Origin of the sequence: Dactylosporangium sp. CA-092794 (assembly GCF_050948465.1) — a bacterium.
In the GTDB taxonomy this organism is placed as follows: domain Bacteria; phylum Actinomycetota; class Actinomycetes; order Mycobacteriales; family Micromonosporaceae; genus Dactylosporangium.
The window spans coordinates 12755660-12774607 of sequence record NZ_CP192044.1 but is presented as its reverse complement, the minus strand read 5'-3'; the positions used below and the strand labels follow the sequence as shown (position 1 = coordinate 12774607).

The following is an 18948-nucleotide window of genomic DNA, read 5'->3' as shown; positions in this document are numbered from 1 at the left end:
TCGGGTCAAACAATGTCACGCCGATGGTTTCGGCCCTGGGTGCCGCGCGGAAGCCGTAACACCCTTTCCCTCACCCGAGAAAACCCGTGTCGCGGATCGAATCGACTCCGGTACAACGGTGTGATGCTGCGCAAATACCCCCGGACGCCGCACCTGCAGGGCTCCCGCCTCCAACCGGGGGACCACGACCTGGCGCAGGTCCCGTTCGCCGAGCTGGCCGGCCGCCCGCTGGTGGTGGAGGAGAAGCTCGACGGCGCCAACGCCGCGATCAGCTTCGATGCCGGCGGTGAACTGCTGCTGCAGTCGCGCGGCCATTACCTGACCGGCGGGCCGCGGGAGAAGCAGTTCGGCCCGTTCAAGGCGTGGGCGGCGGGCGTGCGGTATTCGCTGTGGCCGGTGCTGCGCGACCGGTTCATCCTCTACGGCGAGTGGCTCTACGCCAAGCACACCGTCTTCTACGACGCCCTGCCGCATCATTTCTGCGAGTTCGACGTCTACGATCGCCAATCCGAGGGCTTTCTGTCCACGCCGCGGCGCCGGGAGCTGCTCGACGGGTTCGGGGTCGCGCCGGTGCCGGTGCTCTACGAGGGCCCGCTGCCCGACCTGGCCGCGCTCACCAAGCTCGTCGCACCGTCGACCTGCCGCACCGGCCGCTGGCGGGAGGCGCTGCGCGAGGCGGCGCTGGCCGGCGGGGCCGACCCGGACCAGGTGATCCGCGAGACGGACATGTCGGAGGACATGGAGGGGCTGTACCTCAAGCTCGAGGACGACGAGCGGGTGCTCGGCCGCTACAAGTGGGTGCGGCCGAGCTTCCACACCGCGATCCTCGACTCCGGCAGCCACTGGCTGGACCGCCCGATCGTGGCCAACCGGGTGCGCGGATGAACCTCTTCCGGCGCCTCTGCCCCGCGCCGCCGGCCTGGTCGCTCGGCGGCGACGATCTTCCGGGCGGCGGGTACACCCGCCGGATCGTGCAGGCGCTGACCGGGCTCGAGGAGTGGCGCGACCGGCCGGAGGACGAGCGGGTGCGGCTGTTCGCGGCCGCGCTGCTGATCGAGGAGGACCGGCCCCGGCGGGTGCTGTGGGAGATGGGCGCGCCGATCGCCTGGCGCGAGCACGTGTGCGCGCTGTTGCAGCACCGGTGGCTGCCCTCCGCCGCGCTGCAGCATCCCGACCTGGACCGGGTCGCGTTCCGGGTCAGCCTGCTGGCCCGCAACGACGACCTGGCCCTGCTGGCCACGGCGGACACGCTGGCCGGCGGCGGCGATCCGGAGCTGCTCGCCGAGATCGCGCTCTTCGGTGAGTACACCTCGGAAATCGGCTGTCGCGACCGGCCCCGCCCGTTTCCGTCCGACCACGCGCGGTTCCAGTATTTCCGGACGCCCGGCCGGGATCCCGACTACGCGGCGTACGACGACACCCGCTGCACCGTGACCGTCATGTCCGGGCTGCCGGGCGCCGGCAAGGACCACTGGATCGCCGCCAACCGTCCGGGCGTGCCGGTGATCAGTCTCGACAACCTGCGCGACGAGCTCGGCAAGCCGCCGACCGGCGACCAGGGCCCGGTGGTCGCGGCGGCGTACGAACGCGCCCGCGGCCACCTGCGCGCCGCCACCTCTTATGTATGGAACGCCACGAACGTCACCCGGGCGATCCGTTCCCGCTGCATCGCGCTGGCCGCCGACTACGGCGCGCGGGTCGAGGTGGTGAGCGTGGAGGCGCCGCCGGACGTGGTGCACCGGCGCAACGGGGCCCGCACCCGCCCGGTGCCGAACGCGATCATCGAGCGGATGGTCGAGCGCTGGGAGCCGCCCGACCCGACGGAGGCGCACGCGGTGCGGTGGGTGCTGAATGTCTAGCGGGTGGTGGTGCGCTGGCGCTGCATGGCCAGGGCCTGCAGCGCGGAGGAGCGGATGAGCAGCAGCGGGGCGAGCGGCTCGTTGGCCGCGATCGTCCGCGCGTAGGGCCGGTTCGCCGCGGCCCAGCCGTCGTGGATGTCGTACTCGATGGACAGTGACCGGTTGGCGGCCAGCTGATAATCCAGCAGTACCCCGGGGCCGAGCGACCGCGTGGCGATCTCGCCGGCCATGTGGGGGATCGGCGAGAAGAAGAAGGCGACCTTGGGCACCGGCTGAAAAAGGTCCACGTCGACCAGGTCGAACACGCCCATCGGCTGATACATGCCGTGGATGTCGTGCAGGCACAGGCCGGCGCCGAGCTCGACCCGGCCGGTGTTGTCGATCTCCATGTGCCCGGGCGGCCCGCCCGGCGTCACGATGCCGGCGCCGTCGTTCCCGGCCACGGTGAGCACGCTGCCCAGCGGCGCGGGGTAGTTGTGCGTGGCCACGACCTTGGTGCTGGGGGCATGCGTCGTGCGCCGGGTGGTGTACATCGAGTAGGTCTCGTTCCACGTCACCTCGAGGTGGCGTTCGAGGTAGTGCACGGAGAGCCAGATCGTCGGTGCGCCGCTCGCCGAGGTGGCGATCGCGTGGAGGCCGAAGAGCGCGAAGTGGTGATCGCGCAGCTGCTCGACCGTGGCGTCGTTCATGTCGATCGTGAGTTTGTGCTGCTCCACGCTGGCCTCCCGGTTGTGCGGCGTCGGGTCTCAGTGTGGAGCGGACGGGTTGCGCGATCGGGGCAATCGGTGAAAATCCCTCGCGCCTTGTCCGTGCGGCGGCCGGCTTTCACGCACCGACCGCCCGTTTATGCGGCGATCGGGCGGATCACCGCGCCGGGGCGGCGCAGGGACCGGATCGCGCGCAGCGTCCGCGAGCCGCCGGCCGGGTAGGTCGCGCGGACCTGGGCCAGCGCCCACGCCATGCGGGCGACCGCGATCTCCGGGTGGTCGCCGTACTCGCTCGCGACCCGGGCGGCGCAGCCCTGAACGCCCATCCGCCGCAGCGTCGAGGCCACCGCGGCGCGGATCTCCCCGCCGACCGGCGACTGCGACGACTGCAGGTCCGAGGCGAACAGCGCCTCGGCCCGAACGGCCTCGAATGTGGTAGCCATCTCGCACCTCCTGTGCGCTTGTTCCTAATGACAATCACGCTAGAAGCGAGCGTGGAGTTCGGGCTCCCGGATTCATGCCAGCGTCAAATCCCGGTCACTCACCGTTGACGGGGATGCGAGGTGCGGTCGTCGGCGGGCTGTGACAGGGTGGGCCGGTGTCGTTGATCCCCAGCCAGCCGCCCGGCAGCGCACCGCTGCCGCTGCACCGTGCGGCCCGCATCGAGGACGCGATCCACAACCTCATCGAGCGCCGGCTGCGGCGGCGGGGGTGGACGGTGGCGGTCACCGCCTACACCGGCTACGGAGCGTCGGCGACCCCGGAGCGGCCCGGCTGGGTGCGCGTGCTGGGCCGGGTCCTGCTGGCCCGGATCGACCCGAAGCCGGCGAAGCGGGCGAAAAAGCTGCGCGGCTGGCGCTCCTTCACCGCCGTGTCGGTCAAGGACGCGCTGGTGCGCATCGAGGCGGGCGGGGCGACCTGCGAGGTGCGCTGCGACCGCGGCGGCTTCGTCGACGTGGTCGTGGAGGCCGACCTGCCGCCCGGGTGGGCCACGGTCACCCTGCAGACCGAGGACAGCGCCCCGGTCGAGGCCCCGATCCGGGTCATCGACCCGGCCACCCGGCTCGGCATCGTCTCCGACGTCGACGACACCGTCATGATCACCACCCTGCCGCGGCCCCTGCTCGCCGCCTGGAACACGTTCGTCCTCGACGAGCACGCCCGCGCCTCCGTGCCGGGCATGGCGGTGCTCTACGAGCGGCTGGCCACCGCGAACCCGGGCGCCCCGGTCTTCTACCTGTCGACCGGCGCCTGGAACGTGGCCGCGACCCTGACCCGCTTCCTCTCCCGCCACCTGTACCCGGCCGGCCCCCTGCTGCTCACCGACTGGGGCCCGCAGCCGGACCGGTTCTTCCGCAGCGGCCAGGCGCACAAGCGGGCCTCGCTCACCCGGCTGGCGGAGGAGTTCCCGAACATCCGCTGGCTGCTCATCGGCGACGACGGCCAGCACGACCCGGAGATCTACGCCGAGTTCGCCGCCGAGCACCCCGACAGCGTGGCCGCGGTCGCGATCCGCCACCTCTCCCCGACGCAGGCGGTGCTGGCCGGCACCTTCCCGGGCGTGGCCGGCAGCTCCAAGCGCTTCCCGTCCAACGACCGCCGCTGGCTGAGCGCCCCCGACGGCGCCGGCCTGTGGCGCCTGCTACGCGACACCGAGATCCTCTGAGCCGCCGGGACCCGCCGCGCCGCGGATGAGGGCGCGGGCGATGTCGGCGTCCATCCGGTCGGCGTCGTCGAGGACGTGCCGGATCGCCGCGGCCAGTTCGTCCGCGGACGCCAGCAGGCGCCGCCCCGCGTCGGCGTCGCCGCGCTCGGCCGCCATCCGGGCGAGCGCGTCCGTGGCAAGGACCTCGACCTCCCGGTCGCCGGCCGCGCGGGCCTCGTCGAGCACCGCCGCCAGCCGCTCGGCGGCGCCGGGCCCGCCGCCCGCGGCCAGCAGGCACCGGGTGAGCAGGGCGCCGTCGCCGCCGGCCGCGGTGTACCACCGCTCGTTCTGCTCGAGCAGCGTGCGCGCGGCGTCGTGCGCGCCCGTCGCCCGCAGGATCCGGGCCAGGTGCGCTCGCGCGGTGGCCGTGATGCGCAGGTCGCCACCGGTGTCGGCGGCGGCGATGGCGCGGTGCAGGGTGGCGATCGCCGCCGCGGTGTCGCCGCCGCGCTGCTCGACGCGGCCGAGCGTGGTCAGGTGCAGGGCGGCCTGACCGAGGAACCCGAGCCGCTCGGCGGCCCCGGCGGCCCGGGACAGCGACCGCGCGGCCGCGGCGAAGCGGTGCTCGGCCTGGGCGATGGCGCCGAGCATCGCCTCGGCGTGGACCATCCCCCACGCGTCGCCGATCGGGGTCAGGATCCGCACCGCCTCGTCCGCCGCCCGGGCGGCGCCGGCGGTGTCGCCGAGCATGATCGACCCGTAGGCGGCCAGCAGCAGGCCGGCGGCCGTCTCCCAGGGCAGCTCCAGCGCCCGGTACACGTCCAGCGCGGCGGTGGCCAGCTCGATCACGTCGTGCGGGCGGCCCTGCTGGATGCGCAGGAAGGCCAGGTGCCGCCGGGCGTCGGCGCGCAGGCGGTTGTCGGACAGCTCCCCGGCCACGGCGAGGGCGGCGGCGAGGTCGCGGTCGGCGCGCTCCACGTCGCCGGCGGACGCCTCGAGCCAGCCGGCCAGCAGCAGGCCGGCGGCCCGGTCGCGCGGTGCGACGAGGGATCCGGCGGCGGTGAGCGCGCTGCGGACCCGGTCGGCGCCGGCCACCCCGTCGCCGAGCACCACCCACGTCCAGCCGAACCCGTTCGCGATGCGCACGCCGAGCGCCGGATCGTGCCGGGCGCACCAGGCGAGGGCGGCGTCGATGTCGGCGCGTTCGGCCCGGGCGACGGCCAGGCACTCCGGCTGGGCTTCGCCCCGTACCGTCGCGGCACACTCCTGCGCCGTCCCGGCGAACCACGCGGCGTGTGCCGCGCCGGCGTCGTCCAGGCGGCCGGACTCCCGCAGCCGGTCGAGCGCGAAGGTGCGGATGCTGTCGAGCAGCCGGTACCGCACCGCGCCCGCGTCGCCGATCTCCACGCTGACGAGCGAGCGGTCGACGAGCCGGCCGACCACGTCGAGGACCGACTCCCCGGGCACGCCGAGCGCGCCGAGCACGTGCTCGGCCGCGGCGAGCGGCGCACCGCCGGCGAAGCAGGACAGCGCCCACAGCCCCCGCTGGTCGTCGGGGAACAGCAGGTCGTAGCTCCACCCGATGGCGGCGGCGAGCGCCCGCCGCCGGGCCGGGCGCCGGCTGGTCGGGTCGCGCAGCAGCGTGAACCGGTCGTCGAGGCGCCGGGCGATCTCCCGCACCGACAGCGACCGGACCCGGGCCGCGGCCAGCTCGATGGCCAGGGGCAGCCCGTCGAGCGACCGGCAGAGCGCCTCGACGGTGGCGGCGGTGCCGGCGTCGAGCACGAACTGCCGGCGGATCTGCGCGGCGCGGGCGGCGAACAGCGCGACCGAGTCGGCGAGCGGGAACGGCTCGAGCGGGTAGACCGCCTCGCCGTCGAGGGCGAGCGCGAGCTGGCTCGTGGCCAGCACCCGCAGGCGCGCCGAGGCGTCGAGCAGGCGCCCGGCCAGGTCCGCCGCGGCGTCGACGACGTGCTCGCAGTTGTCGAGCACCAGCACGGTCTCGGCCGCGGCGAGGCGCTCGAGCAGCGCGGGCTCGCCGCCGGCGAGGTGCAGCGCCTCGGCCACCGCCTGGGGGAGCGATGTCGTGACGTCGGCCGCGTCGAGCCGCACCAGCCACACTCCGCCGGGGACGTCGAGCCGGCGGGCCAGCTCGATCGCCAGCCGGGTCTTGCCGACGCCCGCCGGCCCGACCAGCGTCACCAGCCGCCGCTCGCGCACCAGCCGGTCGAGGTCCGCGAGTTCGCCGGCCCGCCCGACCAGCGGTGACGAGAGCGCCGGGAGGTTGCCCACCCGCGGCGCGGGGCCGGTCGCCCGCTCGGCGCCCAGGGCCGGGCTCTGCCGCAGGATCTGGCCCTCCAGCGCCCGCAGCGCCGGGCCCGGGTCGATGCCGAGGTCGGCGGCGAGCGCCTCCCGCACCCGCGCGCCGGCCGCCAGCGCCTCGGCCTGCCGGCCGGCCCGATAGAGCGCCGTGATCAGCGAGTGCCAGAGGCCTTCCCGCAAGGGGTACTGCCGCACGAGCGCCTCCAGCTCGCCGATCACGTCGCCGCTGGCTCCGGCGTCGACCCGCGCGGCGAACCGGTCCTCGAGCAGGCCGAGCCGGACCTCCTCCAGGCGCGTCCGGTGGGCGTGCAGCCAGTCGCCGTCGCCCGCGTCGAGCAGTACCTCACCCCGGAACAGCGCCAGCCCCTCCACCGCCAGGTCGAGGGCGGCGGCCGGGTCGCCGGTCCGCCGGGCGTCGGCCGCCGCCGCGGCCAGCCCCGCGACCCGCAGCGCGTCGACGCGGCCGGGGTCGACCCGCAGCGTGTAGCCGGCGCCGCCGCCCGCGATCAAAGCCGGATCGCCCAGCGCCCGGCGCAGCTGGGACACCTTCGACTGCAGCGTGTTGCGGGCCGTGGCGGCGCCGCCCCAGAGGTCGTCGATGATCCGCTCGGCGCGCACCGGCCGCCCGGCATCGAGCGCGAGCCGGACGAGCACCTCGGTGGTCTTGCCCGACGGCAGCGCCAGCAACACCCCGTCGCGGCGGACCTCGACCGGTCCGAGCACCGCGACAGTGAGCATTGCGCGAGCGTACGTCCATCAGATCGCCGTCAGCGCATCGTCAGCGCGCCCCGGCACGGTGTGCCCATGCCCGACGACATCGACCACCTGATCCGCCGGCTGATCGGCGGCGACGAGCAGGCCCGCGCCGAGCTGCTCGACCGGGCCGCGACGGCCGGCTCGCCGCTGCTGCTGGTGGCCGCGGCTCTGCTCACCGACGAGCCCGCCGATCTGCTGGCCCGGGCGGCCCGCAGCGCCGCCACGACCCGCGACCGGCAGCTCGTCGCGATCGCCCGGGCACACCTCGACGGCGACGAGGACCGCCTCGACGCCTTCGTCCGCGACCACCTGGCCGAGCACCCCGACAACCTGCTCGTCGCGTGGATCGCCACCCACCACACCCGCAACCCTCAGGAGTAAGCCATGTCCGATACCGCAACGGTGCTGCGCGGCACCGCCCGGTGGATGGTGACGTTCGCCGGTTTCCCCCTCGGTGGGCTCGCCGCCACGCTGCTCGTCGGCCCCGTCGACACCCTGCCCGCCGCCCTGCTGGGCGGACTGATCACCGGCCTGATCCTCGGGGCCGTGCAGCTGGCCGGCATCGGCGGCAACCGCCCGCCCGCCGTGCCGTGGCTCGCCGCGACCGCGATCGGGCTCATGGTGGGGCTCGGCATCGGCGCCGCGGCGGTCGGCTATGCCACCGGGCTCGGCGCGCTGCTGGTGCAGGGAGCCGTCTGCGGGCTCGCCGTCGGCGCCGCCCAGGCGGCCGTGCTCCGGGCCCGGCTGCGCCGCCTCGCCCTGGCCTGGCCGCCCGCGCTCGCCGCTTGCTGGGCGGCCGGATGGGCCGTCACCGCCGCCATCGGCGTGCGAGTCGACGAGCAGTTCACCGTGTTCGGTTCCAGCGGCGCCCTCGTCGTCACCGCGCTCACCGCCGTCCTCCCGCTGGCGGTCGGCCGCGCCTCGACCGGGCCGAGCCTCTCGTGACCCGCCACGTCGTGTTCGGCACCGGCCAGGTCGGCCGCCTCGTGGCGGCCCGGCTCCTGCGCGAGGGCAATGACGTCGTGGCGGTGAACCGCACCGGGCGCGCCGACCTGCCCGGGGCCGAGGTCGTCGGCGGGGACGCCACCGACCCGGCGTTCACCACCCGCGTCGCGGCCGGCGCCGCCGCCGTCTACTGCTGCCTCAACGCGGTGCACTACGCCCGCTGGGCCGAGGAGTTCCCGCCGTTGCAGCGCGGGGTGCTCGCCGGCGCCGAGGCGGCCGGCGCCCGCCTGGTCGTGCTCGACAACCTCTACGCCTACGGCCCGGTCGGCGGCCGCGACCTCGTCGAGACGCTCGAGGCACGACCCACCTCGCGCAAGGCGGCGACCCGGGCCGCCATGACCGCCGAGCTCCTCGAGGCGCATCGGGCCGGCCGCGTCGCGGTCGCCATCGGCCGCGCCTCGGACTACTTCGGCCCCGGCACCACCCGCTCCGCCTTGGGCGAGACCGTCTTCGCCACCGCGCTGGCCGGCCGTACCGCCCAGGTCATGGGCGACCCCGACCAGCCGCACAGCTACTCGTACACGCCGGACGTCGCCGCCGCGCTCGTCGCCCTCGGCACCCGGCCCGGCGCGACGGGGGCGGTGTGGCACCTGCCCGTCGCCGAGACGCGCACCACCCGGCAGATCATCGACCACGTCTACGCCCGCGCCGGCCACCGGCCGCGCACGCTCGCCGCCGGCCGGACCACCCTGCGCCTGCTCGGGCTGGTCCGGCCCGAGATGCGCGAGTACCTCCACACGCTCTACCAGTTCACCGGCCGCTGGGTCGTCGACGACGGCAAGTTCCGCGCCGCCTTCGGCGACCTCTCCACCCCGCTCGACGACGCCCTGGCCGCGACGCTCGCCTGGTACCGCACCCGGAAGGACATCCCATGACCGCGCAGACGACCCTCGTGAACGCCCGCACGACCCGCCGCCTCGCCGCCGTGCTGATGGCCGGGGCGGCCGTGCTCGCCATCGCCGGCTTCACCGCGCTCGGCTCCGTCTTCGACTACCCCCAGATTCTGAAGGCCCCGACCGCCGACATCCTGGCCCGCTACCGCGCGCACCAGGGCGCCGTCACCGGCTGGTTCGCCGTCCTGGTCGTCGGCGCCGCGCTGCTCGCCCCGGTCGGCGTCCTGCTCGGGCGGATCGGCGCCGCCCGGCTCGGCCGGTGGACCGCCGGTGCCGGCATCGCCGCCGCGGCCGTGCAGGTCGCCGGCCTGTCCCGCTGGGTCCTGTTCGTGCCGGGCATCAGCGCCGACGCCGCCGACCCGGCGCGGACCGCCGGCGCCTTCCGGACGTTCGAGCGGCTGCACACCTGGCTCGGCGAGATCGTCGGCGAGACCATCGGCTACGCCCTCACCGCGGCCTTCACCGTCCTGGTGGTGCGCGCCGTGACCCGGGCCGTCGCCCCGCGCTGGATGAGCTACCTCGGCTACCTGTCGGCGGCGCTGATCGCCACCGGCGTGCTCATCCCGCTCGGCCTCGCCGCCGCCGGCCTCAGCAACTTCGCCGGATACGTCGCCTGGTGCCTGTGGCTCATCGCGATGTCCGTCTTCCTCTGGCGAACCCCGCCAACCGTTCAGCCGTAGGTCTGTCTTTGGTGTACGGAATTCCTGGTACGCCCGGATCAAACGGATCTCGTTGATATTTGTCACCGCCGATCGGTGTATCCCCCGGAATGGGTGAGTGCGTCAATAGGGCGGAAAACTCAGTCCGAAATCCGTAAAGGGGGAACGATCCGCCATGCGCTCAGCACTCGGAAAGTGGGTCGGCCGGCACAAGCTGGCGACGACCGCGATCGCCGCGGCGGCGCTGGTCGCCGTCGGCACCGGCACGGCATCGGCCGCGACCGACGCCGCCCAGGCGACCGACACGACCCTCGACGCGACCGCGGGCAGCCACTTCCGGCTGCCGGCCGGGGCGCCGACGCCGGGCAGCGGATTCCGCATCGGCTCGGCCTACCACGTCACGGCCGGGACGCAGACCTACGCCTGCACCGCCAACGCCGACGGCACCGGCACGTGGGCGACGAAATCCACGCCCGAGGCCCAGCTCAAGCGCTACGGCCGGCCGGCGACCACGATCCACCACTACGCCGGGCCGCGCTGGGAATCCAATGTGGACCACTCGATCATCCTCGGCGCGGTCGACCAGACCACGCCGAAGGACGGCACCATCCCGTGGCTGCTGCTGCACGTGGTCGCCCACGAGAACACCACGCCGGGCGAGCTGGACAAGGTGGCGTTCATCAGCCGGGTCAACACCACCGGCGGCGTGGGCCCGACCGGCGCCTGCACGCCGAGCACCGACGCGCCCCGGTCGGTCGCATACACCGCCGACTACGTCTTCTGGGTGCCCTGCACGCCGCCGTCCCGCCCGGCCCGCTGAGTGGTGGCACGTTTCGGGGATTGCCGGGTTTGACGGGTCGCTTACCGTTCTTCTCGGCAACCACAACGACTTCTCAAGGGGCCGAAACGCAATGAGCGACTACGACGGCGGCGAGCAGCTGGACCCGGGCTACACCGGCAACGACCAGCCGGAGACGCTCGACCCGGGCTACACCGGCAACGACCAGCCCGACGTGTACGGTGGCCACGACGTGGACTACGGCCAGTACGAGGCCGGTCAGGAGCACGGCTCGCTCGACCAGCTCCACCACGCCGCCGGCAGCGAGGCGGACCACGACAGCCAGTTCAACACCTTCGAGCAGGACCACCACGCGGCCGAGTCCACCGCCTTCTCGCAGGGCCACCACGTGGAGTACGACCAGCCCGCCGCGGTCCACTACGAGTCGGACGACTTCACCAACTACAGCCACAACGCCGAGGTCGACGACCACGTCTTCGCCGCCGAGGGCAGCGAGTCGTCGCACCAGGCCGAGTTCTCCGACCTCGACGCCCTGCGCGAGCGGTTCGACAGCGACTTCGCCTCGGGCACCGAGTTCCACGGCGAGGGCGGTGCCGCCGGCATCTCCGCGGTCTCCAGCTGACCCGACGGCTTCACGAGGCCGCCATCCCCGCCCGGGGGTGGCGGCCTCTTCGTGTGTACGGACCGGTGCCGAAATATTGACAACTAATAGTTAACTTTCCTATTGTATCGGCACCTGTCACTGTACCGGCGCACCTGGACGACCCCGGCACCCCCACCCCGTCCGATCCCACCGGACGTGCGCCGGGCCGACCACGAGCCGTCCCACCGTGCTCCGCGCCGGTCCACCACCCGAAGGAGCACCGATGTCCTCCCACTCGGAGTCCGGGACCGCCCGCTCCGGACCTCGCCGGACGCGCCGATCGGCCTTCACCGCGGCGGCCGTCGCCGCCGCCACCGCCGCGGCCGGCGTGGCGGTCGTCCTCGCCGCCCAGCCCGCCGCGAACGCGGCCACGCTGCCCAACGGCTTCAAGAGCATCGGCTACATGCCGTCCTGGGCCGGCAGCGCCAACGCCATCCAGTACACCAAGCTGACCCACATCAACTACGCGTTCATCCTGCCCAACAGCAACGGCAGCCTGCAGGGGCTGGACAACCCGTCGAAACTGCAGTCGATCGTGTCCCAGGGCCACGCCGCCGGGGTGAAGGTGTCGATCTCGATCGGCGGCTGGAACGACGGCAACGACTCCGCCTTCGAGGCCCTCGCCGGCAACGCCACCGCGCGGACCGCGTTCGTCAACAACGTCGTCAACTTCGTCAACCAGTACAGCCTCGACGGCGTTGACATCGACTGGGAGTACCCGGACCCGGGTACCTCCGCCAACAACTACACCGCGCTCATGTCCCAGCTCAGCACCGCCATGCACAGCCGGGGCAAGCTGCTGACCGCGGCCGTGGTGTCGGAGGGCGGCACCACCGGCGGCGTGCAGCCGGCCGTGTTCGGCTACGTCGACTGGCTCAACATCATGACCTACGACGGCGGCAGCCCGCACGCGAACTACGACTGGTCGGTCAACGCGGTCAACGGCTGGAAGAGCCGCGGCCTGCCGGCCGGCAAGGCCGTCATCGGCGTGCCGTTCTACTCCCGGCCCGGGTACTACACCTTCGCTGACCTCGTCTCCCGCGACCCGGCCAACGCCAACCGGGACTGCACCACGGTCAACGGCTCCAACGAGTGCTACAACGGCATCCCGACGGTCAAGCGCAAGACGCAGTGGGCCATGGCCAACGGCGGCGGGATCATGTTCTGGGAGATGTCCCAGGACGCCACCGGCGCCAACTCGCTGGTGAACGCGATCTACGAGACGGCCACCGGCGGCGGCACCCCGCCGACCACCCCGCCGTCGGGCCGCACGGGCCGGATCACCGGCCTGGCCGGCAAGTGCGCCGACGTGGCCGCCGCGTCGACCGCCAACGGCACGGCGATCCAGCTCTACACCTGCAACGGCACCACCGCGCAGAACTGGACGGTGGCCGCCGACGGCACGCTGCGCGCCCTGGGCAAGTGCATGGACGTGACCTCCGCCGGCACGGCGAACGGCACGAAGATCCAGCTCTGGGACTGCAACGGCTCCGGTGCGCAGGTCTGGCAGTACAACACCTCGAACAGCACCTTGCGCAACCCCGTGTCGAACAAGTGCCTCGACGTCACCGACAACAGCTCGGCCGACGGCGCGCGCCTGCAGATCTGGGACTGCTTCGCCGGCGCCAACCAGCGCTGGACTCTGCCGTAACCACCGCTCCGCGGTGGGGTGTGGTCGCCGCCTCGATCACGCCCCGCCGCGGCGGGCGGCGGAGGTCATCGGGGCGCCGACCTGGTCGATGAGCTCGGCCAGCACGCGCTCGGCGGCGTCGTGCGAGACCTGGCAGGTGCCGGCCGCGAGGTGGCCGCCCCCGCCGTACCGCAGCATCACCGACCCGATATCGGTGGGCGAGCTGCGGTCCAGGATGGATCTGCCCACCGCGAAGACGGTGTTGAGCTTCTGCTTGCCCCAGATCACGTGGATCGACACCCGGGCCTCGGGGAACAGGGCGTAGACCATGAACCGGTTGCCGGCGAAGATGACCTCCTCCGCGCGCAGGTCGACCACGACCACGTCGCCGTGCATACGGGACACCCGGCGCACCTGGTCGACGAAGAGCTCCTGCTGCTCGCGGAAGAGCTCCGCCCGCTCGGCCACGTCGGGCAGCGCCAGGATCTCCTGCACGTCCTGGTGGTCGATGCACGCGTCGATGAGCTGCATCATCAGCTGGTAGTTGGAGATGCGGAACTGACGGAACCGGCCCAGCCCGGTGCGGCTGTCCATCAGGAAGTTCAGCAGCGTCCAGCCCTTCGGGTGCAGGATGTCGTCGATGTGGTACTGCGCCGAGTCGGCCTGGTCCACCGCCTCCATCAGCTCGTCCGAGACGTGCGGGAAGCGCTCCCCGCCGCCGAAGTGGTCGTAGATCACCCGGGCCGCCGACGGGGCCGCCGGGTCGATCACGTGGTTGGTGGCGGTGCCGCCGGTCCGCAGGGTCTCCGAGTGGTGGTGGTCGAAGACCAGGTGCGCGCCGGGGGCATACGGCAGGTTCGTCAGGATGTCCGTCGGGCCCACGTCGACGGCGCCGTCCTGAACGTCCTTGGGGTGCACGAACGTGATGTCGCCGATGAGGCCCAGGTGGCGCAGCAGCACGGCGCAGACCAGTCCGTCGAAGTCGCTGCGGGTCACGAGACGGTACTTCACGGTGAATCCCCCAAGCGCGCGACGGCCGGTCGACAAGAGCCTTATCGACCGGCCGCCCGACTACGTGAGGATTACAGGATCGACAGGTGAACGTGGTTCGTGTGATCGCTGGACGGGTCGCCGGCCACGCCGCTGTAGTGGTGCCAGCCGGCCGCCGGGGTCCAGATCTGTTTGAACCAGATGACGTACATGACGCCGAGGCGGTCGGCGTTCTTCACGAAGTAGGCCGCGAGCGTGCTGCCGTAGACGAAGTCGTCGCCCGAGGCGACCCCGCCGAAGCCGGACTTGGTCTGCACCGAGAAGTCGCACGCGCGGCCCTTCGGGTGCTCATACGGCCCGCTGGGGCGGAAGCACGACACGAACCGCTTGAAGCCCGCCGCCTGTGCCTGCTGCATGGCGTGCAGCATGCGCGGCGTGATGCAGCCGGTGGTGGTGGGGTCGTTGACGCTGCACGACTCCTTGGGCAGCGAGCCGTTGGCGTTGCGCGGCGTCGGCTCGGCGAGCGGTAGGTTGGCGCTGACGAAGCCCTTACTCGGGCCGCCGGCCAGGGCGAGCGCCTTCTCCGCCTCCTTCTTCTGCTGCTCCATGGTCTGGACCTGTTGCTGCTGCGTGGCGACCTCGTCGTCGAGGGCCTGCTTCTGCGCCGCCTGGTTCTCCTTGAGCAGCTTGAGCTGGTGCAGCAGGTTGTCGTTGTGGTGGGCGATCTCGTTGATGGAGCCGGCCCGCTCGGCGAAGCTGTCCGGGCTGCCGGAGTCCATCAGCGCGGCGAACGTGGACAGGGGACCGGTGCGGTAGGCCGCGACGGCGATCGCGGACACCTGCTCCTGGATGTTCGCCAGCTGGGCCTCGGTCGCCTGCAGCTGCTGGGTGAGCTGCGCCTGGTGCTGCACGGAGGCGTCGAAGCGGGCCTTGGCGTCGGTCCAGGCGCGGGTGGTGTCCTCCAGGACGGAGCCCAGCGTCGGATTGGCGCCGGCGCCCTCGTCCCCGGTGTCGCCGCCCGGCTCGGCGGAGGCGGGCGTGGCGGTCAGCCCCGCGAGCACACAAGCGGCCAGCAGCGCGACGATGACGCGCCGGTAGGGATGTCGCGATGACATCTGGGTCGTTGTTCCTTCCGTCGGCCGCCGACCGAGTTAGCTGACGGGTTCGGGACGGAACGACCCCTACCACCCTCGCGAGGAGGGTAGATTCACCCCAACATTACGGTGGGTCCCCGGCTCGCCACGGTGCGGCGATTAGGCGGCAGCCACGCCCGGCACCGGGGGCGGTGCCCGCATGGACGTGACCGTCCGTCACTGTACCCAGGGCATCGAAATTGCGCACCGCACCGTTTGGGCGGACATTCCCGCAACCTCGCCGGTGGTCGCCGATAGTGACTCACATCACGTCCGAACGGTCGCTGCTGCTGCGCTTCCGTGCGCCGTAACGTCCACGGCCATGAGGCTGGGCGTCGACTTCGGTACCTCGCACACCGTCGCGGTTCTGTCACGGCCCGACGGCCGCAGCGACGCGCTGCTGTTCGACGCCTCCCCGCTGCTGCCCTCGGCCGTCTTCGCGGACCCGGGTGGCGCGCTGCTCACGGGGCGTGACGCCGAGCGCAGCGCCCGGCTCGACCCGGCCGCCTATGAGCCGCACCCGAAGCGCCGCATCGACGACGTCGCGCTCTTCCTCGGCGGCCGCGACGTGCGGGTGGTCGAGCTCGTCGCGGCGGTGCTGCGCCGGGTCGCCGACGAGGCCACGCGCGCCGCCGGCCGCCCGATCGAGGCCACCGTGCTGACCCACCCCACCGGCTGGGGCCCGCAGCGGCGCTCGCTGCTGCTCGACGCGGCCGCACGGGCCGGCCTGCCCGCCGTCGCGCTGGTCGCCGAGCCGGTCGCCGCCGCGATGTACTTCACGACCGTCCTCGGTCACCACGTGCCGGACGGCCACGCCATCGTGGTGTACGACTTCGGCGGCGGCACCTTCGACATCAGCGTGGTCCGCCGCTCGGGCACGGACTGGGAGGTCGTGGCCGCCCAGGGCCTGGACGACGTCGGCGGCGTCGACCTCGACGCGACGATCGTGGACTGGGTCGGCCGGCAGGTCACGGGTGGCGACGCGGAGCTCTGGAAGCGCCTGGAGGCGCCGCAGAGCACCCCCGACCGCCGCCACCGCCGGGCCCTGTGGGAGGACGCCCGCGCGGTGAAGGAGCTGCTCAGCCGGGCCACCGCGGGCGGGATCGCGGTGCCGCTGTTCGACGTCGACCTGCACCTGACCCGCACGGAGTTCGAGATCCTGGCCCGCCCCTGGCTGGACCGCACGGTCACGCTCACCACCGCGACGATGTTCACCAGCGGCGTGAGCGCGGACCGGCTGGCCGGCGTGTTCCTGGTCGGCGGGGCCAGCCGGGTGCCGCTCGTGGCCACGCTGCTGCACCGCGCGCTCGGCGTGGCGCCGGTGGTCCTGGAGCAGCCCGAGCTGGTGGTGGCCCTGGGCAGCCTGCTGGCCGCCCCTACTGCTCCCGTTGTCGTCGCCGACGTTGTTGCCGAAGCGCCCGTCGTTGTCGTCGCGGAAGCGCCCGTTGTCGTCGCGGCAGCGCCCGTTGTTGTCGCGGAAGAGCCCGTTGTCGTAGCGGACGAACCCGTCGTCGTTGTCGCGGAAGCGCCGGTCGCGCCGCGGCGGCGCAGGGTGAACTGGCTGCTCGCCGTGATCGGCGCGATCGTCGTCCTGGGGCTGCTCGGCACCCGGGTCCTCGACCACATCAACTACCCGCCCATCCAGACGGGTTTCTTCGCGCCCTTCACCCCGAAGCCGCTGCTGGTGCTGCTCGCCATGACGCTCACGGTGGCGGCGGCCGGCCGCTCGGCGCTGCCCGCCTACCGCGCGCTGATCCCGGCCCTGATCGCCATCGGCGGCGGGCTGGCCGTCCTGGTCGCCGGGGGGACGGTGACCCTTCCCGGCCCCGCGCTGCGGTTCGCCGACGGCACCCCCTTCCGGCTGGCGGACTCCTACGTCCTCTTTTCGGAGGGCGTGGCGTGGACCTTCGTCGTCTTCGCGGTCGCGCTCGTCGCCGGCGCCGCCGTGCTCCTGGTGCGCCCGCCCCGGCGCGACGCCATCGACCCGCCGGCCGGACGGCCTCGCTGGATCTGGGCGGTGCTGTGGGCGGCGGCCGGCGCCGCGCTCCTGCTCGCCACGGACACGAGGCAGATCTACCGCCAGCACGACTTCATCCACGACCGTATCTATCTGGTGAGCCCGATCAGCGGCGTCGCCTTCTACGGCGGGGCGATGTCGTGGTACGCCGCCTTCACCCTGGGCCTGCTGCTGTCGGTCGGCCCGTGGCTGCTCGCCGGCGCCGCGCTGCGCGGCTGGGTGGCCGGCCGGGCCCGCCTGCGCCTGGCCGCCCGGGCGCTGGCGGTCGCGGCCGGTGCGCTCGCGCTGCTGCTGATGCTCCTCGAGATCCTCCGCCCCGGGACGATCTACACGCTGACCATGCCCTACTGGAGGCTGTTCTCCTCCGACGGTCTGGCCTGGCCCGAGCTGCTGGTGACGCTGGGCGTCGGCCTCGGCATCGCGATCCCGTCCTACCTGCGCTCCCGCCGGGCCGGTTCAAGCCTTCCGTAAATCTTCTTCATAAACCGATGATGTTCACTGCCTTTATCGCCAACTCCTGGTCGGATGTGTTTGTCACAAACGGATCCAAGGGAGTGATCAAGCGTGTCGAGAGTGCACGGGCTGGCGATGATCGCCGTCATGGCCGTGGTGAGCGGCATCGTCGCGGTGTTCAACATCATGCCCGCCTCGGCCGCCTCGTGCGCCGCCGCGTGGCAGGCGACGGCGGTCTACACCAACGGCGCCACGGTGTCCCACGACGGCCACAACTATCAGGCGAAGTGGTGGACGCAGAACGAGGCGCCGCCCGGTAGCAGCGGCGTGTGGCAGGACCAGGGCGCGTGCGGCGGCGGCGGCCAGCAGCCGAACCCGCCGGCGCAGACCGGCACGGCGGGCGGGTGCAGCTTCCCGGCCTGGGCGCAGGGCCAGAACTACGCCGCCGGTGACATCGTGAAGTTCACCGACGGGCAGTTCTACATCGCCGAGCACGACAATCCGGGGTACAGCCCGGTCATCTCGACCTGGTACTGGGACCCGTACTCCTGCTCGGGCTCCGGCGGCGGCTCCGGCTCCGGCGGCGGCTCCACGGCCCCGCCTTCGTCCGGTGGGTCCTTCGTCGTCAGCGAAGCGCAGTTCAACCAGATGTTCCCGAGCCGGAACTCCTTCTACACGTACTCGGGCCTGGTCGCCGCGCTCTCCGCCTACCCCGCCTTCGCCGGTACCGGCTCCGACGAGCAGCGCAAGCAGGAGGCCGCCGCCTTCCTGGCCAACGTCAACCACGAGACCGGCGGCCTGGTCTACGTCGTCGAGCAGAACACGGCCAACTACCCGGCGTACTGCGATGCGAGCCAGTCCTACGGCTGCCCGGCCGGCCAGGCCGCCTACTACGGCCGCGGCCCGATCCAGCTGAGCTGGAACTTCAACTACAAGGCCGCGGGTGACGCGCTGGGCATCGACCTGCTGCACAACCCGAACCTGGTGCAGACCGATCCGGCCGTCGCCTGGAAGACCGCGCTGTGGTACTGGAACACCCAGAGCGGCCCCGGCACAATGACCCCGCACAACGCGATGGTCAACGGCGCCGGCTTCGGCGAGACGATCCGCAGCATCAACGGCAGCCTGGAGTGCGGCGGCCGCAACCCGGCCCAGGTCCAGAGCCGCGTGTCGGCCTACCAGCGGTTCGTGTCGATCCTCGGCGTGGGCGTCGGCGGCGGCTCGCTCAGCTGCTAGCTCTCCACGCGCGTCGCGCCGGCGGCGACCCCGGCCCGGGGGTTGCCGCCGGCGCCTATGCGAAATGGCACTGAATAAAAGCCGGGGTGGGGGTCCCATGAATGCGCGGCCGTTGCGTACATTGTGTTGTCCGACGGCTCATAGTCAACGCAATCATGGGGGTTGATGTGAAAATGCCGCTGCGTGACGGCGCCGATTCTC

The 18948-nt window shown here is 72.8% G+C and carries 17 protein-coding genes and 1 riboswitch; of the genes, 12 read left to right on the top strand and 5 right to left on the bottom strand.

The genetic code is table 11. The features are described from left to right. Window positions 1-123 precede the first annotated feature (123 nt). Together ACQPXD_RS55375 and ACQPXD_RS55370 are read left to right on the top strand one after the other, a co-directional pair. Window positions 124-885: an RNA ligase family protein gene (locus ACQPXD_RS55375; RefSeq protein WP_432833140.1), complete on the top strand. Its 762-nt coding sequence runs from the start codon at window positions 124-126 to the stop codon at window positions 883-885. Continuing rightward, complete coding sequence (locus ACQPXD_RS55370; RefSeq protein ID WP_432833138.1) at window positions 882-1859, top strand: AAA family ATPase; 978 nt, start codon at window positions 882-884, stop codon at window positions 1857-1859. The genes ACQPXD_RS55375 and ACQPXD_RS55370 overlap by 4 nt, the downstream gene beginning before the upstream one ends. Here the strand turns inward: ACQPXD_RS55370 and ACQPXD_RS55365 are convergent. Together ACQPXD_RS55365 and ACQPXD_RS55360 are read right to left on the bottom strand one after the other, a co-directional pair. Beyond that, window positions 1856-2575: a hypothetical protein gene (locus ACQPXD_RS55365; protein ID WP_432833136.1), complete on the bottom strand. Its 720-nt coding sequence runs from the start codon at window positions 2573-2575 to the stop codon at window positions 1856-1858. The genes ACQPXD_RS55370 and ACQPXD_RS55365 overlap by 4 nt on opposite strands. Window positions 2576-2703: 128 nt before the next feature. After that, window positions 2704-3009, bottom strand: a complete 306-nt coding sequence (locus ACQPXD_RS55360; protein ID WP_432833134.1) for a hypothetical protein — start codon at window positions 3007-3009, stop codon at window positions 2704-2706. A gap of 155 nt (window positions 3010-3164) precedes the next feature. Between ACQPXD_RS55360 and ACQPXD_RS55355 the strand changes: the two genes are divergently transcribed. Next, complete coding sequence (locus ACQPXD_RS55355) at window positions 3165-4232, top strand: App1 family protein (protein WP_432833132.1); 1068 nt, start codon at window positions 3165-3167, stop codon at window positions 4230-4232. On the opposite strand, the gene ACQPXD_RS55350 is transcribed toward ACQPXD_RS55355, so the two are convergent. Beyond that, a complete protein-coding gene (locus ACQPXD_RS55350) occupies window positions 4209-7271 on the bottom strand; it encodes a BTAD domain-containing putative transcriptional regulator (RefSeq protein WP_432833130.1) in 3063 nt (1020 codons plus the stop codon). The two genes, ACQPXD_RS55355 and ACQPXD_RS55350, sit on opposite strands and share 24 nt — an antisense overlap. A gap of 66 nt (window positions 7272-7337) precedes the next feature. Between ACQPXD_RS55350 and ACQPXD_RS55345 the strand changes: the two genes are divergently transcribed. The 7 genes from ACQPXD_RS55345 (at window position 7338) to ACQPXD_RS55315 (ending at window position 12939) form a co-directional block, all read left to right on the top strand. Beyond that, window positions 7338-7670, top strand: a complete 333-nt coding sequence (locus ACQPXD_RS55345) for a hypothetical protein (RefSeq protein WP_432833128.1) — start codon at window positions 7338-7340, stop codon at window positions 7668-7670. Window positions 7671-7673: 3 nt separating this feature from the next. Continuing rightward, window positions 7674-8234 carry a hypothetical protein gene (locus ACQPXD_RS55340; RefSeq protein ID WP_432833127.1) on the top strand — a complete coding sequence of 187 codons (561 nt, stop codon included), beginning with the start codon at window positions 7674-7676 and terminating at the stop codon, window positions 8232-8234. Further along, window positions 8231-9169: an NAD-dependent epimerase/dehydratase family protein gene (locus ACQPXD_RS55335; RefSeq protein ID WP_432833125.1), complete on the top strand. Its 939-nt coding sequence runs from the start codon at window positions 8231-8233 to the stop codon at window positions 9167-9169. Before ACQPXD_RS55340 ends, ACQPXD_RS55335 begins: the two co-directional genes overlap by 4 nt. Beyond that, window positions 9166-9867 carry a hypothetical protein gene (locus ACQPXD_RS55330; protein ID WP_432833123.1) on the top strand — a complete coding sequence of 234 codons (702 nt, stop codon included), beginning with the start codon at window positions 9166-9168 and terminating at the stop codon, window positions 9865-9867. Before ACQPXD_RS55335 ends, ACQPXD_RS55330 begins: the two co-directional genes overlap by 4 nt. 154 nt (window positions 9868-10021) lie before the next feature. Next, entirely contained in the window at window positions 10022-10666 is a 645-nt protein-coding gene (locus tag ACQPXD_RS55325) for a DUF3455 domain-containing protein (RefSeq protein WP_432833121.1), read from the top strand. Window positions 10667-10757: 91 nt separating this feature from the next. Then, on the top strand, window positions 10758-11267 hold the full coding sequence (locus ACQPXD_RS55320; RefSeq protein WP_432833119.1) for a hypothetical protein: 510 nt from the start codon (window positions 10758-10760) through the stop codon (window positions 11265-11267). Window positions 11268-11511: 244 nt separating this feature from the next. Continuing rightward, window positions 11512-12939, top strand: a complete 1428-nt coding sequence (locus ACQPXD_RS55315) for a glycosyl hydrolase family 18 protein (protein ID WP_432833117.1) — start codon at window positions 11512-11514, stop codon at window positions 12937-12939. Window positions 12940-12975: 36 nt separating this feature from the next. Here ACQPXD_RS55315 and ACQPXD_RS55310 read toward each other — a convergent pair whose 3' ends face one another. Both ACQPXD_RS55310 and ACQPXD_RS55305 read right to left on the bottom strand, forming a co-directional pair. After that, on the bottom strand, window positions 12976-13929 hold the full coding sequence (locus ACQPXD_RS55310) for an exopolyphosphatase (protein ID WP_432833115.1): 954 nt from the start codon (window positions 13927-13929) through the stop codon (window positions 12976-12978). A 71-nt stretch (window positions 13930-14000) separates the two neighbouring features. Continuing rightward, window positions 14001-15023: a coiled-coil domain-containing protein gene (locus ACQPXD_RS55305; RefSeq protein WP_432833113.1), complete on the bottom strand. Its 1023-nt coding sequence runs from the start codon at window positions 15021-15023 to the stop codon at window positions 14001-14003. 9 nt (window positions 15024-15032) lie between these two features. After that, window positions 15033-15178, bottom strand: a riboswitch (cyclic di-AMP (ydaO/yuaA leader). Window positions 15179-15363: 185 nt separating this feature from the next. On the opposite strand from ACQPXD_RS55305, the gene ACQPXD_RS55300 reads away from it, so the two are divergent. Together ACQPXD_RS55300 and ACQPXD_RS55295 are read left to right on the top strand one after the other, a co-directional pair. Then, a complete protein-coding gene (locus tag ACQPXD_RS55300) occupies window positions 15364-17529 on the top strand; it encodes an Hsp70 family protein (RefSeq protein ID WP_432833111.1) in 2166 nt (721 codons plus the stop codon). Window positions 17530-17622: 93 nt separating this feature from the next. Then, window positions 17623-18747: a glycoside hydrolase family 19 protein gene (locus tag ACQPXD_RS55295; protein ID WP_432833109.1), complete on the top strand. Its 1125-nt coding sequence runs from the start codon at window positions 17623-17625 to the stop codon at window positions 18745-18747. Window positions 18748-18948 lie beyond the last annotated feature (201 nt).